Raw genomic sequence first — 16,290 nt, 5'->3', positions numbered from 1 at the left:
TGCGCTTAATGTGAAAGTTTATGAGTAAAATAAGAAGCTGAGCTTTAAACTTTTCTCATTCTATAAAAATATATCTTTTACTCTTCTCATTATCCCAATCGAATTCTCATATTTAATTTTGCTAGTAGATCTCTAGCAACATCCGTTGTAAACTGTTTTTTCCTATATTTTGTGATAGGAACAATTCCTTTAATCACATTTGTCACGAAGAATTCGTCTGCTTTTTGAATTTCAAAAGGTGAAATACTTTCTTCTATCAATTCATAATTTGGTAATTTCTCCAACATTTCAATAAGTTGCATTCTTAAAATTCCTTTCAAGCAACCATCTGTAATTGGAGGTGTTTTGATAATATTTCCTTTCACCAAAAATATATTTCCATTTAAGGCCTCTACAACGCTTTTATCCTCATTGATCAACAAACAGTTATCTAAATCATTTTCCTTCGCGTAAACGCTTCCTAAAACGTTTATAATTTTGTTATTCGTTTTAAGTGTAGAGAGCAAACCTTTGTTGATATAAAAATCTTTGTATAAATCAACTTGGTATGTTGTTTCTGAAAGTAAATAGAAAGGAGAATCTAGCTCGTTTGCCTGAATAATATATTCTACGTCATTTGAAACAGGCATATACAATCCGCCATTTCCTCTAAAAATAGTACAACGAACCCTTGCATTGGTATGTTCATTGGCTTTGATTGTTTTTAGAATTTCATCTTCTAAGAATTCCATGGTAAAGTTCATAGGAATCTCCATTCGTAGAATTCTCATAGATTCCATGAGTCTGAAATAATGATCTTCCCAAAAAAGAATTTTATTTGCAATAACTCTTAGAGTTTCAAAAAGTGAATCTCCATACTTTAAGCCTCTATTCTCAACATTAATAAGTGTTGTGTCTTCGCTTAAATTTCCATTAAAATTTACCATAAAAAAAGCCTTGATTTTCTCAAGGCAAATATAGTTTTAAAAAATGATTTTTTTAGCGTGAACCTAAAACTTGTTTTAGACTTCCAATTTGGTTTTCCCACAACATTTTACCTTCTTCCACTTCATCATCATCATCTGCAAAATCTGTGACTATTAAAGAAACATCTTTTGTAATTTCATCGACAACAATCTTCATTTCAAAATAATCTGATGTATCTTCATCTTCTTCCCACTGAAAGCGGATACGTTCATTATTTTTCTTCCCTAGTAATTTTGCCGTTTCTTCACTATCGTCCCAAATAAAGGTAAAAACCTCTCCTCTGGAATTTACATTATCTGCATACCACTCAGATAATCCTGAAGGTGTAGATAAATATTGGAATAAAAGCTGCGGCGAAGATTGTATAGGGAACTCAATTTCGTATTTAACTCTATCTGACATGCTTTATTTATAATTATGTTGTTGACAATATATACATTAATTGTTTAGTTTAAAAGAAAACAATAAAAAAAATAAAAATTGAGTATTATTTGCTCAAAAAAAAATTGTTTATATATTTGCACCCGCAAACAAGGCGAGGTAGCTCAGTTGGTTAGAGCGTCGGATTCATAACCCGGAGGTCTCGGGTTCAATTCCCGATCTCGCTACTAATAACCCGTTGATTTTCAATGGGTTATTTTTTTTACTTCTATTTAATTCTTACAAATAACTGTACTCCTCTCAAAAAGTACCTACAAAAAGTACCTGATTAATCAGTCTTTTTAGCTTTTTTTATCGATTTTCAGAATATTTTGAGGTCTTTTACCGCTTTATTAATTACCGTTTGATCTATATAATGCTTTTTAAGGACATCATCAGTAGAATGTGACGAAAGTAATTTTGCTTCTGTTCCCATTACAGATTGCAAATGCGTCAAATAAGTTTTTCTCAAATGCTTTAATTGTAATTTTCTGCCTGTATCTAGTAAATCAAAAAAATGTGAAAAACCTTTTGAAAGATTTTCCATGATGCCTAAAGTTGTTATTTTACTTCTGTCGGGACATAATATGTATTCGTGACTTCCTTTTTTTTCTTCATAACCCAGTCGATGTAAAAGAAGATTTAAACTTGTAGTTACAGGAATAATCTTTGGAGGAACATTGTCATTGAAACCTTTTCCCTTTTGTCTTTCTACTTTTAAATTCGGAACTAAAATATAAGTAGGTCTATTTTCTACTTCTTTTATCATATCCCATTTTAATTCTACTATTTCTTCTCTCCTTCCGCCTGTATGCAATGCTAACTCAATTCCATCTTTTAAATAAGACTTGTATCGATTCTTCCTTTTAGGATTTTTTACTCCAATCATTACATAACCTTTTTCTGGCGAAATAATTTCCAAAAGCTTATTGTACTCAATTTCACTAATAGTATCAATGCTTTTTGAAGTCGATCTAAGTTTAACATCTTCAAAAGGGTTATCCATTTTCAATTTATATTCTTTATTTGCCCACTTAAAGAAAGCTTTTAAAGCACTCATCTTGTTATTGTATGTTTTATTTTGATAACCTTTGTATTTCAATAAATACGTATGAAAATAGCCAACATGCGAATCACTCACTTTTATAACAAGTAAAGTTTTAATGTTGATTTTTTTTAAGATCAAGCTCTCATTAAATAACAATAAACACTTATAAATCTCTTTAATATGTTTTTCAGAACGATTCGCCTTTTTGTGTTCTGGAACTCCTCTATCATTTAAAAAATTGATATATTTAACTTGAGTATTAAACAGATAGTATCTTTTAATCAATTTACCATCTGAATCAACACTATCCTTTTTTAATCTTTCATAAAAATTTTCTTCATAATTGATAGCTTCCACAACAGCATCGTTATATGTTTCTGCTTTTAAGGTTTTAGTTTTATAGCTAGCGTTTTGATTTGGATAGTGAATACGAGTTCTATAACGGTGTTTTTCAGGAAATTTACAGTTCAAAAATTTAGTTTTCTTTATACCACAAATAGCTGTTCTTTTAATCAACTCATCTTTTATTTTCACATATACATCGCTTGTATTAAAAAAATACTTTTTACAATGATTGCAATAAATACATAATCCTTTGTGTGGTCGTTTGGGTAATTTTATTCGTTTCATCTTCTAGGGGAATTAAGATTATTTCCTAGAAGTTATAAAGGGAAAATTTTTTGAATTGACTTTTACTGGTCAAGCACTTGTATCTTAAGTTAAACTTGAGGTTTCTGTGGACAAACTTATTTTTTATTTCTATTTAGTATGAGATTAACTCAAAAATTTTGAATATTTCAAAATGAGTTAAACTACAAATTAAGTTTATAGATTTAATTTTTAATCTCTGTAATTGAAAACTTTAATTAATTAGCATCATTTATCTGCTTGCATTGTATTACAATTCCAAACACTTTATAATTGAAATGAGGAAAACCGTAATGAAAAAAGAACAATAAAAAATAAATTTAAACTGTGAAATCTATTATACAATTTTTAAGTAATTAAAATGAATCCATTAGTGAATATACTTTTAAGGATTAATCATTATTTATTCAGTTTTTATAAATGATATTTTAATTAAAAACTAAATCAAGCTACAAAATGAAAAAAACGCAATTAATTTTAATTATTCTATTACTAGTGACTTCTTGTAATAGCTCAAAATCATTAAAGAACGTATTTAACCAAACCGTATTAAATCATACAGGTTTTACTCCTATAGATCCCTTAGAGTATAATAAATGGCAGGTGTTTGTAGCTGATACAAGTCAAACTATAAATATGAGAGACGCAACAAATAAGGATAGATTACAATTTTTAGACAATCAAGGTTTTTTTGTTTCAGTAAAAGATATATCTGCTGGCATTGATGCAAATTTCGGATCTGCGACAATATCTTCGAAGGGTTCAACTTATCAAGTTGTTTTAGATTATGCAAAATACAGAACTCATAGTACAATTGTAGGTGAAGCTAGAATTGGTATTGGTTTACGTATGGTAGCGAATTTAACAACATTTGAAGCAGGAATAAATCTAGGAGATTTATTTGCTATAGGTTTTGCAGCGGAGGGAAAGAAACTTTCTGGTACTCTTTCAGTTGATGTAATTGGTATATCATCAAAAGATGCTACCAATATTATTCCTTTCTCTGGAGAGATTAATAGAACTACTATTACAAATACCATAACAGCCTTAGCAACAATGAAATCTTTAATTCATAATATAGATTCAGATGACAATACTCGAATATTCCCTCAAATTCTATCAATAAAACCTTTTTTTACAGATGTATTTTATATTAGAGATGAAATGGAGATAGAAGAAAAAAGAAAGGTTTTAGAGGCATTTGAAAAAGAACGAAGATTAATTTCTAGAAAACTTTTAGGACATTTAACTAGATCTACTGGCGAAGAGCTAGATTCAATATATCACAAATCATATAAATTTTAAAATATCATCTAAAATTCATATTCAATTAAGGTTCTTTAATCAGCATAAACCCATAAATAAAGTACAATTACATTTATATTATAGTAAGATATTTATGTGTATTTAGTTAATAAAAATTCATTTCTGTAAACTTTATACAACTCAATGACAAAAAAATATTTTAAACACATAGAAGTTTTTACTCCTAGTCAACCTGCTAATTATACTTTTGTAGAAAGAGAATCAGTAAATGATCGTTTGACTAGAGCTATCAGAACACCTGGTAAACAGATTATTATCTATGGACATTCTGGAGTTGGAAAGACCTCAATATTAATAAAAAAGCTGAAAGAGCAAAAGATAAAGTATATTACTACTAGATGTATTACTGGTATGACTCTGAAAGATATCGTTACTGATGCATTTAATCAACTTGAAATGTACTATTTACCATTAAAAGAAATAACTAAAGGAGGTAAAACTGGTGGCGCATTAAGCGCATCCTACTTCGGTTTGAAAGCTACTCTATCTACTGAATTAAATGATAGTAATAAACAAGTAGTAAAAAGAGCAGTTGATTTACCTATAACACCACAGACACTTGCTAAATTTATAGGAAAAGCTTCCTATTGTTGGGTTTTAGAAGATTATCATAAAATTAAAACTGAGGATAAAATTCTTCTTTCTCAAATTATGAAGGTTTTTATGGATAGTTCATTGGATTACCCAAAGCTAAAAATTATAGCATTGGGGGCTGTTAATTCTGCTAGAGAAGTTTTACAATATGATCCTGAAATGAAAAGTAGGATTTCTGAGATTGAAGTTCCTCTGATGACCGATGATAAGTTATTAGAAATACTTGAAAAGGGAGAGGCTTTGTTAAATATTAAATTTCCTGATTACATTAAGAATAAAACTATAAATTATTCTAATGGTCTTCCTGCAATTACTCATCAGCTTGCATTACTAATTTGTGAAAAAAATAATATTTTTCAAACTATACGACGTAGTAGAACAAAAGAAATTATTGTAAATACATTTGAAGCTGCATTAGATGAATACTTAGAAGAAAACTCAGATACTTATAAATCAATTTTTGAGAAAGCTACTAAAATAGTTCACAAAAGAAAAAGTGAAAATCCAATTAACATTTTAAATGCTATTTTATTATCAAATCAAGAAGAAATAACTATCCATAGTGTAAAAGCCAATTTAAGATTAGAAAATAAAAATTACAAAGGAAATAATCTAAAAAAATATTTAGATGAACTAACTACACCTGCAAGAGCAGAAATATTAAGATTTAATAAAAACTCTAATTCTTATTATTTTAACAATCCATTTATAAAAGCTTATTGTCAATGCGCATTACGTAAAGACAATAAAAAAGATGTTAATTCCTCTAGGTTACTTCAAGAATTCAAAGGTGTTTTAAGAAAAGAACTCGAAATTGCAAGAGAAGCATATTTTAAGGATCTTGCTCAAGATGGAGATATCTGGTAAGTAAAAATTAATCTATCAAATGAAATCGAAAATATAGTTAAACTTTTAGTCTCGAAATAGATACTACATTATTCTTCAAACCTCAATAAACCTAAATTAATTATTTTACAATTCGATTCTAAAGTTCCAGAATGTAGTCCCTTTAACTCCCCAATAATTTCACGTAGTAGTGAATCATTATTTATGTTTAATAATAGTATAGGATTTATTCTTTTTCCATTAAATTGATCTAGTTTAATTAATCGTTTTACATCTTTAACTAATTTCCCATAGTGTTCCTTTACCTTACTTTTCAATTTGCTTTTAGAGGTATTAAGTTTATACATTTTTACCTCAATAAAGTATATTTCGTCATTTTTATTAAAGAAACAATCAAGCTCAATATCGTCCAAAAAATTTACATTTGTTTTGTAGTCAATATTATATTTATCTAATCTGTTACACAAAGCATTAAGCAATAGCCCATCCTTGCTTTTAACTATTTCATGTATCTCTTTATCTAATTCGTAAGGAATAAAATAAGTAAGTTCACTTGAACATAATGGGCACTTTAGATTATTTAATTTTTTAGGATTAATTCTTAACTGAAGAGTACCCTTATATGTTTCAGGCTCACAATTTGAACATTCTACAAATGCATCTTCATTACTGGGATAAATTATTTTACTCTCATATAATAAATGAAAAAGCTTTAATCTAGAATTAAAATTATCTTCACTATATAATGTATTTACTAAAACCTGATTTGTTGTATATAACTTCTTGTATGAGTGGTTTACGTATAGTTCTTTAATAAATTTTATTCCCTCGAAAAAAGTATTAATAGTCTGTTCATTAATTAATTCATTTCTTTTTTTAGGAATAAATAATTTCTCAAAATGTTTTTCAACTCCTTCAAAAGTTTTTATATGTTTTCCAATGAATCCATAATCATGCAAAAACTGTATTATATTATCTTCTCTCTTCTTTTCATTAGAAATAATTTTTATGAACCTAACAAATAATCTCCAACCTTTTTCATTATAATCGTTTATTAATTTTTCAAATGATTTCTTTAATTTTTTATCATAGATATCTTCAATTATTGGTTTAAAATATTCTATCTTTTCCTCTAAAGAATTACCTAAAAAAAGATCATATCTCTCACTTCTAAATTTTATTGTATCAATCGCCTCTGAATCATTTTGAGCATTTGATATAATTATTCTATTTGAAGAATATGTATAGGGGTTATTTTCATCTCCGAAAGAGATACTTTCTAATAATTCTTCTTTTGATAACAAAAATAGATTTTGACAAGCTGGGTCTTGCCAAAAAATATTGTAAAATGATTGTATGATTAAACTCATGTTATACTTTTTGAATTTTCAAAATAATTAAGATAATTACCTTTTCTATTGGTATATAATTTTTTCATCAATTCTAAATTGATCTTTTTGTAATTCATATTGAAAATCAACTTCATTATTTAAAGTTCGATCTTCGATAACTGGATTAACATTAATGACTAATTCTCCTTTGCTTTTGCAGCCTCTAGCTAAGAATATCCATGAAAGTTTAATTTGATATTTCTCTGGTAGAGGTCTTATCCATAACGGATATTTTCTAAAGTCACTTTGAATAATGACTTTAGAAGATTCTAAGGTAAATTCATCACTATATTCAATAAATGCTCTAGGATTACTAATTTTTGCGACACTTCTAGATAATTGATCCTCACTGCCATTATAACTACCTAAAAACTTATATTCGCCCTCAACTTTAAACATAAGTTTCCAATCTTCAAGAACTTCCTGTCCAGTATTGACTAACAATAAATTCACAGCACAATAAGATAAATTTTCACCATTTCTATGATCACTCCAACCGCCTGTTAAGTCTAAAATATGTATGTTACTTCTTCTTGGATTATGAATGGGAGGTGGTTTTATAACAGATACAATTTTAGAATTATAAAACTCTGGATTTATCTCAATATTAGTGTTTTGACTTTCATTAAACAAAAGTTCAAAATCAAATTGAGTTTTAAACTTTTGTGAATTCATGTAGTAGTCATATACATCTTTATGTTCTTCAATAAGATCGACTATATCTTCCCAACAAAAAAGTAAAATTTCAAAACTTTGATTTTCTCTATTATCAAAATCTTTTAATCTTACATATTCTTCAATTTTTGAATCCTTATTTGATGTCGTAGCAAAAATTAAAACGGATAAATTTGGCTTAAATGATTTAGCTTTTTCGACTTCCTCATCTACTTCTAATTCAGTTAATTTTGCATGCGTATACGAATCTTTCCCTTTACACTGAATCCCCCAATAATGCTTTTCATTTTTTGGAATTCCATAAATATCAACACCATTTTGTGGTTGTCCAGATCTACCATTCTTTTTTATCTTATTTGGTATTTTCCAAATTTCGCCCCAGAGCTTTTTACACAAGGACTCAAAATCTTGCCAGTTTTCTGGTTTTGGTAATTGTTTTTTCATTAAAATCTTAATATTCCTTTATTTCATCCTCAGATATAATTTTTATATCTGTTCCAAATTTTTCAAAAATACTTTCATCTGTTATAGAATCAGGAAATGCCATTGCAAGAATCTTTTTAGGTCTAGACATTGCTACATATATTAATCTTTTCTTTTCATCTGGGAAACTATTCTCTAAGTTAGAAATATCTTCAAAAAGAATATTATTAATGTGCTTTTTATCGTTAAAAAATATTAATACTGAATCTAAAGTTTTCCCTTTTACTTGATGAATAGTAGTTATGGGTATATTTGATTCAGAATATGATTTTTGAAAATGAATACCGACAGATTCATTCAATGTTTTATCCTTATTAAAATATTTAGATTTCCTATTTCTAAGTTTAAAATCAACTTCATAATCTAAGCCTAACTTTTCTTTAATGAAATTTTGAGCTTGTATTGTCCAATCCGCTACTGTTAATTCAAAACTTGGTAGATCGTTCAGAATTTTAAATAAAAGTGAATTAAAAAGATGATCTTCTTTTCTATTTCTTTCTATTTCTTTTAATTGATGATAGTCACTTTTTGGATTTAATAACTTTACAGAAATAGTACGCATTTCATTTATCGAATTTTTTATGTCATTACCTAAAAAACGGTTTTTAGCTGTAATGATTTCTTTTGGTAACTCAATTCCCCAGGGTCTTTCTTCTGTTGTTTTCCCCAATAATTTATTCTTTAAAGAATTTCCTCTAACAACGATATTATTCTTTTCTAGAGTTTTTGATAAGCATAGGTTCTCATAATGTTTAATAATAGATTGAAAGTTATTCCCTGAATATTTATAAACAATAATTGAATTCTCTATAAAGAGGTTATCTAAACAATTTATTTTTGCATCATCTACCTTTCTTAGTATAGAAAATATATCAATAATTTTTTGAGGCGATCTCCTATTATCTGTTAAGGCAAATGAATTCCAACTATTATCTTCATTATATTTTTTTAAAAACTCTTTTGGATTTGCATCTCTCCATTCATAAAGACTTTGATAAGGGTCACCTATTAGTTCTATATTTTTTAGACCTTGTTTAGACAATTCTTCAAAAATAGCGTGTTGTATTAACGAATTATCCTGAGCTTCATCTATTATTATAAAAGGAAATCTTAAGGCTAACCATTGACAGATTTTTGGGTTCGTTCTTAAAATATGTAGAGCAATAAATGCTGAATCACCTGTCGAAATTAACCCTTTTTTAAATTGCGTTTGTTTAATTAATTGGCAATATTTGTTGAACTTATCTATATCTACAGTTCCATTAGACGGTGTTTTACCTTCAACTGTAAATGCTCCATTTGGTTCTATTCTAATTGAACTTGGTGGATACGCATAGAATATACTTCTATTATTTTTTGCTTTATACTCAGTATTATTCAAAGGTCTTTTTAAGCCTTCCCTCAATTTACCATCTCTCCCTATATATTCATTCTTCCACATATCATTTAATATATTAGTGTGGTCAAGAATTTTAGGTCTACTAAAATCTCGATTTAATATATTATAAAATGGAAGTGTAATAAATCTATTTATAAAACTATCGATAGTAGAAACGTGATTAGGAAATTTTAAAATCTTCCCACTAAGTTTTGTATATGCTTCATTTATTTCATCTTTAGCAGAGTTTGTAAATGAAAGGCAGGCTATACCTGAATATGAATTAATTTCATTAGAATTATCAAGTTCTATTATTTTTTGTGCGATTGTTGTTGTCTTTCCGCTTCCAGGACAAGCATTTAATATTATTTTCCCTCTTGCCTGTAAGTAAGCATTTCTTTCCTCATTTAAGTCGTAAATCATATTCCTTGTCTTAAATGAGTTAATCCTTCTTGAATATACTTAGGGACTACAAATGATGTTTTTGCCTTATCTATATTTTCAATTATATATATTGAAAAATCCTGTGCGAATTCTGCTTTTTTGGGTAATGATTTCCAAAGAAGAATACCTACTTTTCTTTTTTCAGATTCACTCATTATATCGTTTTCAAATGTTTGAGTGTATTCTATAATTTTATCAATTTTATCTGAAAAATGTTGATTAATATAATCAAAAAGAAAATTATTATGTAGTTCTGTGCGATTAACTTCAATATTATGAATAGCTAATTCATACTCTAGAGTTTTAAAAGAGTGCAATATTTTTATATTATCAACATTATTTGCGACAGAGTTTAGGTTTGCAATTCTAGTTGCTTCAGTTCCATTCTGTATATTACTATCTAATTCATCAAGTGCAGAATAATCAGTTTCCAAAAGCTTATTAAAGCTATATTTAGCTTCCTTAGAAGATGTAAAACGATCGTCATCTGTTAGTACAGTAATTGGTTTATTTATTCTTTTATTTTCATCTTGATGATTGAATAAGTATAAAAATGGATAAAAAGATGTCCCTTTAACATTAACAAGTTCAACTCTATAATCCTCTAGTAGGTAATCCTCTAGTCGAGTAAACGCTGAGAGTAAAAGTTCTTCTGAAATTCCTTCTACAAATAGTATTGATTTGGCATAAAAAAGTTGGGATTTTGTTACATCAATATAGCGCTCGAGTTTTCTTTGTCTTAATTTAAAATCAGAATCGATTAAAGCAACATTTTTAGTAGTACTTTCTATTATATTTTCACTAACTCTTTGTTCAAACTGGTCTTCTAATTTATAGGCTTTATTATGATCTAGTAATATAAGGTTCTTTAAAGGTACTTTTGATGTCAAAGTTGGTGAATGAGTAGTTATAAAAAGTTGACTATTATCGGAAGTATTTGCACCAGTAAGAAAATTATAAAGGCTTAATTGAAGTTGTGGATGTAAATGCGCTTCCGGTTCTTCAATTAAAAGAGCATAATGTGGAATATTATTATCTTCAATTTGCTCTTTAACATCACCAAGTACAATTGCAATATAAATAAGATTGTTTAAGCCTAAACTATTCTGCCATAGATTAAACCCTTCTTCGCTTAAATTTTCTCTATCATGAGGTAGAAAGGGTTTTATTGCATTGACAATATATTCTGTTTTTGATTCAGCGATTCGAAGTCCAATTTTATTATCAAGAAACTTTTTAAAAATAGCTTCAAGATTATTGTTGATACCACTTCTTGTTTTTTTCACTTCTTCTCTATCTAATAATTCAGAATTAGCATCTTTTACTATTTGTTCAATTTCCGATTCTGTTTCATTTCTTTTTACGAATCTTTTTATTACTCTTCCTAATACATTACCGCGAGTATTCAATAAATCGCGTGTACTGTCTCTTAATGCACTAAGATAATAATGTTGAAATAGTTCAAATGTTTTAAAGTCAGCTTTTTGACCATCAATATCACCCGTATTATATGAAAATTGCGGGTATTTTCCATTCTTTTCTTCATAACTAATAATTATTTTAGCATAATCATCTTCGGTATCATTAGGATCAATTACCATGTACTCATAAAAAGCACCTTTTTGAGCAGTAGATAAACCTTTGAAAATATATGTAATTGTAATCAGTGTAGCTTTTTCTAGATGATTTTCGGTATCAGATTTCATGATTTTTTGATGAAAATCATCAGAAGATACGGATATTTCTCTGATCGGCTCTCCGATATTGTATAGTATTCGTATGGCATCAATTAAGGCAGACTTACAACTCCCATTCTCTCCTATAATAATATTAATGTTAGGATCAAATTCAGTTTCTATAGTATCAATTCCTTTATAATTTTCTACTTTGATATACGATAGGTACATTCTTTAATGTTTTATATAATTGCTGATTAGTAAAAATGCGATTTTATAGTAATTTTCTTTTTCTAATTTAAGAATTTATTCTCAAAAAAGTAGTTTTTAGAAATTAAAGAAACTTGCTTCTTTAAAAGTATCATAATATTCTTTTGTTTTATTTAAGCCTTACGGTTTTCCGTATTTGAGTAGATTTTTTCTGCAATTCAATTTCAATTGCTATTTTAAAACTATTTCAATTTCTTCTATGGATCAACATTTTTCGTTTTACGCACTTTTTATGATATGTCGTGTTATCGATCAATTACATATCTCGTCTCTTGCCTTTGCATAATTTCAAGACCAAGCTCTGCGGGAACTAAAACATTTTTCTAAAAAAATAACCGCAGTTGTTTTGACTTTTCCCTCCATATAGGCAGATGAAATATTACTCGAAACCCAACATGTCAAAAGGGTTCGATTTAAAAACTATGCTCAATCTTAAAAATTTAAATACAATAATGAGAAAGGGGTTACAACTATAGATACTAGTTTTATTCAACTTGTTATTATCCATTTAAAAACATGTAACCTTATTTCAAAAAAAAGAAAATATACCTAACTTAAGACGGGTCTTAACTAAACAAGGAGTACAGTTCTGGAGTGCCGAAATTGGGCGTTTTTGATAGTTTTTCGGACTCCTTATTTTTCAATTCATTAAAAATCAACAACTTAAGAATGGACCTATCCGCTTCATAACCCGGAGGTCTCGGGTTCAATTCCCGATCTCGCTACAAAGATAAAATAGGCTTTATGTCAATGTTTACACGGTTTTCCACTTTTGGAAAACCGTTTTTTTATGACTACATTCGAGCAGATTTTAACAAACGAGTATATTTCTATGGCAAAAAAGATGTATTCAGAGCCTAAAATATATGATGCTAAAGGCGATATTTCCAAACGTTGGTACGTATATTTCTACTATAGAAACCCCGAAGATGGTAAGATGAAAAAGCAAAAACCAATCTTCAAAGGTGCAAATAGGTTTAAAACACGCGCTGAACGCATGGAAGTTTTAAATACATATCGTAGAGCCTTACTTAAATTATTAAAAGATGGTTTTTCTCCTTATGAAACCAATGAACAAACTCAAAAACGTCTAGATAATCTTCGAAGTTCAAACGATACAACCGAAAAAGTTGCGGAAGTGGTAAGTACCAATACTGGTTACACCATAAAAAAAGCACTTGCTTTTGCTTTAAGCCAAAGAGAATCAGACTGGACAAAAAATCAGCAGGTTCAATGAAAGGACACTACAATAGATTTATGGAATGGCTAACTAATAATGATTTATTGTATATAGATATTAGTGAACTAAAAAGAAATCATATTACTTCCTTTTTAAACGGTTTGAAAACAAAACCAAGATATTTGGAATGAACTAAAAAATGAATACTCTTTTCAATTGATTTTTGACCCAACAGGATATTCTTGAATGGGAAAAGCTGAAAATGGAATAGCCACGATTATAATACCTACGGAAGAATTAGAATTCCATTCTTTCACTCACGAACTCTTACACATCCATCTATTTGATTATCTTGGGATTTCGAAACTTGGGACTTAGTTTATGGAATAACTGGAGAACATTTTTTTGAAGTCTTAATTGAAAATAGCCTGACCCCAATTTTGTACAACTTCTGTTCTCACAAAAAAATGTACCTTTTCTATAAAAAAATGGGGGTTTCTGAATATTTGTTTGTTCAAGAAAGAATCAATTTTAGTAATTACAACATTTTCGAAATAAAACTACTTTTTACTTTTAAAAAATGGCAAAAAAAGCAGTTAATCAATTTATAGGACAAAGTTTGTCTTTAATGAATGTGGTTGTTGAGGAAGATAAAGTAAAGTCCGATGTGATTAATCTTTTATTGGTAAACCAAACTCTATCTCTTGCATGAGTATAAGCAAGTTCAACTTTCTCTTCATCAAGAAGTATATCTGCTATTTTTTCTATTTTGGTATCTCCGTGTAATTCATTAATTACACTAAACTTTACTAGTAAATCTATTTTCATATTTGCTTTTTTATTAGTTAATACTTCTTTTTAGTATATCGAGAGCTGCCCTTTTATGTCTCGTAAAATCATATTTCGCTTAGGCTCCCAATGCAAATGTTTTTGTGTTTTTAATCCAAATTTGTGTTCTAAAGTCTCTTTGAGTAAATCCAGTTGTTTTTCTTGATCAATACGTATTGCTTGAAATTTTTGAAAAACACCTTTCATTTCTTCCAATTTAAAAGGTGGAATAGCTACAGAAATTTGATCCTTTGTCAATGCCCAAGCAGCGCCCATTTGAATCATACATTCATTTGAATTATAAAAATGATTTGAAATCATAAATAGCACTAACACATCATCAGTAAGGCGTGTTTTTATGTCTTCGTCTGTATTGTTTCCTAAGGGCGTTCCATAACCTTCAAGAGAAGAGCAAAAGATATTTTCTGGATTGATTCCGATACCCTGTAATAGCTGTATAAAACTTTCTACTACTTGTTTATCTTTATCATCATGACTAATGAAAATCTTTTTAACTTTTTGTTTATTGGAAGGTTGTGGTTTCTTTCCTCCTGACTTCGAAGAAAAAGACACAAGCTTTAAATCATTAGCAATTTCAAGTATAGTTTCATCGCTCGCTTGTGTTATAAGTCCTTTTACAGATTCTTGTGAATATCTTCTTTCTAAATTACTTTCTATTTTATAATCTCTGAGAATATTTAAAATTTCTTCAGTGTTGTAAGTTGACTGCATTGTAAAATAAATATCCTGAACGATTCTATATTTTTCTGATGGTATCATTAGTAGTGGATTTAAAATTCGTACAATAAATACTTCGTTTTTAGTTTTCTACGTAAAGCACTAGATATTGAATATGTATCAATTCGTCTCAAGACGACATCTGGATTTTTTAATTGTAATTTAGACCGATCACGCTCTATTTTATCCTGATAGTATGTTAATATTGAATATGATGACAGTTCATAACTTAAGATGCCAATCAATACGAAAACTCCAATACCTTCTTCCATACCTATTCGCAAAGAGAAATCTTTCAACCTCGATGTTATTGCTGCTGCTCCAGAGTATTCGCTAGTTGCTTTAGCTATTAAGAATAATAGCTTTGGCATTCCTAAACCAACTGTATATTTTATAACTATGTCCTTCATCTTACAACCTGTTTTGTATTGCTAATGATTTGTAATAGTTACCTAAAGCCGTTAAACAACAACTCTTATTATTTAATGCAGCTTCATGTAGTGTACTCGCTTCTATGGGTTCTAATAAGCCATTCGCTTGATATTTTTGTAAATGTTTCATCATAACTGCAAGCGGAGTTTTTGTATTGACATAATTTGGAGATAGTGTAATTCCTGTTGTTTCTCCATCAAAATAAGTAGGAAGTTTTCGAAGTATTTTTAAAGAAATCTTAGGTGTACAGTTTCGCAGAGAAATCATATGTGATACATGCGATTTAAATACTGGACGCTGATTCCAAGCATTTAAAAACACATCCGCAGTATAGTAAATACCTGATAATGTTATTTTTCCTCTAACATCTGCAGCACTGCCTTTTAGTGCATCATAAATAATATTGGTGAAAATTCCTCCTCCATTTTTTTCATACGAATATTGATCTGCGGAAGCAGCTGCCAAAATAGAAACTCCTTCTCTAAGGATTACTTTACGCTCGTTTAAGTCAATACTATTTCCTGCATCACCAGCATAACAGCAATCTAAAATTATAATAACTTCATCTGCTTTGGAGTTATTTGCTATAGCTACAATTTCTAATAAACTAACGCCTACATCTTCTGGTTTTGCGTCTTGTGAAACTAAATATGTTCCTGCAACTGTTGTTGCTCCATGTCCTGAAAAATATAATAGCGCAGTTCCTTTTTCATGATTGAATAGCTTTTTTATATTTTTTCGTATTTCTGAACGTGTGACACTCCTTTTGCTAGATAATAATATCTTACAATCAAAGTTAGCATCTCCATTTTCATGAGTTTTCAATACTGATTGCATACGTAATGCATCATTTTCGCAACCTGTTAAAGGATTTTTAGGATAGTCATTAATTCCTATGAGTAATGCTCTTCTCATTTTTAGCTGGTTTGATTAGTTATGATGACAAA

The 16,290-nt window shown here is 28.7% G+C and carries 14 protein-coding genes and 1 tRNA gene; 4 read left to right on the top strand and 11 right to left on the bottom strand.

Annotated features, from left to right (window positions below; all coding sequences use genetic code 11):
• Window positions 1-89: 89 nt before the first annotated feature.
• Window positions 90-926 (bottom strand): aminotransferase class IV, encoded by an 837-nt coding sequence (locus Q0828_RS09085; protein WP_298419796.1) that lies wholly within the window; start codon window positions 924-926, stop codon window positions 90-92.
• A gap of 52 nt (window positions 927-978) precedes the next feature.
• Complete coding sequence (locus Q0828_RS09080; RefSeq protein WP_298419794.1) at window positions 979-1,368, bottom strand: START-like domain-containing protein; 390 nt, start codon at window positions 1,366-1,368, stop codon at window positions 979-981.
• A gap of 132 nt (window positions 1,369-1,500) precedes the next feature.
• Here Q0828_RS09080 and Q0828_RS09075 point away from each other — a divergent pair.
• Window positions 1,501-1,574, top strand: a tRNA-Met gene (locus Q0828_RS09075).
• Window positions 1,575-1,708: 134 nt separating this feature from the next.
• Here the strand turns inward: Q0828_RS09075 and Q0828_RS09070 are convergent.
• Window positions 1,709-2,968 carry a hypothetical protein gene (locus Q0828_RS09070; RefSeq protein WP_298419792.1) on the bottom strand — a complete coding sequence of 420 codons (1,260 nt, stop codon included), beginning with the start codon at window positions 2,966-2,968 and terminating at the stop codon, window positions 1,709-1,711.
• A gap of 570 nt (window positions 2,969-3,538) precedes the next feature.
• Here Q0828_RS09070 and Q0828_RS09065 point away from each other — a divergent pair.
• Window positions 3,539-4,387 carry a hypothetical protein gene (locus tag Q0828_RS09065; RefSeq protein WP_298419790.1) on the top strand — a complete coding sequence of 283 codons (849 nt, stop codon included), beginning with the start codon at window positions 3,539-3,541 and terminating at the stop codon, window positions 4,385-4,387.
• Window positions 4,388-4,531: 144 nt separating this feature from the next.
• Window positions 4,532-5,869: an ATP-binding protein gene (locus tag Q0828_RS09060; RefSeq protein WP_298419788.1), complete on the top strand. Its 1,338-nt coding sequence runs from the start codon at window positions 4,532-4,534 to the stop codon at window positions 5,867-5,869.
• Window positions 5,870-5,937: 68 nt separating this feature from the next.
• On the opposite strand, the gene Q0828_RS09055 is transcribed toward Q0828_RS09060, so the two are convergent.
• The 4 genes from Q0828_RS09055 to Q0828_RS09040 are packed head-to-tail and all read right to left on the bottom strand — an operon-like array spanning window position 5,938 to window position 12,126.
• Window positions 5,938-7,218: a hypothetical protein gene (locus Q0828_RS09055; protein ID WP_298419786.1), complete on the bottom strand. Its 1,281-nt coding sequence runs from the start codon at window positions 7,216-7,218 to the stop codon at window positions 5,938-5,940.
• Between the two features lie 45 nt (window positions 7,219-7,263).
• Window positions 7,264-8,358 (bottom strand): hypothetical protein, encoded by a 1,095-nt coding sequence (locus Q0828_RS09050; protein ID WP_298419784.1) that lies wholly within the window; start codon window positions 8,356-8,358, stop codon window positions 7,264-7,266.
• A 7-nt stretch (window positions 8,359-8,365) separates the two neighbouring features.
• Window positions 8,366-10,198 carry a UvrD-helicase domain-containing protein gene (locus Q0828_RS09045; protein ID WP_298419782.1) on the bottom strand — a complete coding sequence of 611 codons (1,833 nt, stop codon included), beginning with the start codon at window positions 10,196-10,198 and terminating at the stop codon, window positions 8,366-8,368.
• A complete protein-coding gene (locus Q0828_RS09040; protein WP_298419780.1) occupies window positions 10,195-12,126 on the bottom strand; it encodes an AAA family ATPase in 1,932 nt (643 codons plus the stop codon). The genes Q0828_RS09045 and Q0828_RS09040 overlap by 4 nt, the downstream gene beginning before the upstream one ends.
• 829 nt (window positions 12,127-12,955) lie before the next feature.
• On the opposite strand from Q0828_RS09040, the gene Q0828_RS09035 reads away from it, so the two are divergent.
• Window positions 12,956-13,402: a hypothetical protein gene (locus Q0828_RS09035; protein ID WP_298419778.1), complete on the top strand. Its 447-nt coding sequence runs from the start codon at window positions 12,956-12,958 to the stop codon at window positions 13,400-13,402.
• 543 nt (window positions 13,403-13,945) lie between these two features.
• Here the strand turns inward: Q0828_RS09035 and Q0828_RS09030 are convergent.
• The 4 genes from Q0828_RS09030 to Q0828_RS09015 are packed head-to-tail and all read right to left on the bottom strand — an operon-like array spanning window position 13,946 to window position 16,258.
• Complete coding sequence (locus tag Q0828_RS09030) at window positions 13,946-14,173, bottom strand: PH domain-containing protein (protein WP_298419776.1); 228 nt, start codon at window positions 14,171-14,173, stop codon at window positions 13,946-13,948.
• A gap of 30 nt (window positions 14,174-14,203) precedes the next feature.
• A complete protein-coding gene (locus Q0828_RS09025; protein ID WP_298419774.1) occupies window positions 14,204-14,953 on the bottom strand; it encodes a TIR domain-containing protein in 750 nt (249 codons plus the stop codon).
• 11 nt (window positions 14,954-14,964) lie between these two features.
• The gene (locus tag Q0828_RS09020) at window positions 14,965-15,321 is read right to left on the bottom strand and encodes a hypothetical protein (RefSeq protein ID WP_298419772.1); all 357 of its coding nucleotides are present in this window, start codon (window positions 15,319-15,321) and stop codon (window positions 14,965-14,967) included.
• Window position 15,322: 1 nt separating this feature from the next.
• Window positions 15,323-16,258 (bottom strand): caspase family protein, encoded by a 936-nt coding sequence (locus Q0828_RS09015; RefSeq protein WP_298419771.1) that lies wholly within the window; start codon window positions 16,256-16,258, stop codon window positions 15,323-15,325.
• Between the last annotated feature and the right edge of the window lie 32 nt (window positions 16,259-16,290).

Source organism: uncultured Kordia sp. (genome assembly GCF_947496985.1).
Classification (GTDB): Bacteria; Bacteroidota; Bacteroidia; order Flavobacteriales; family Flavobacteriaceae; genus Kordia.
Note: the sequence above shows the minus strand (reverse complement) of the source record. Positions and strands in the feature narration are given on the sequence as shown.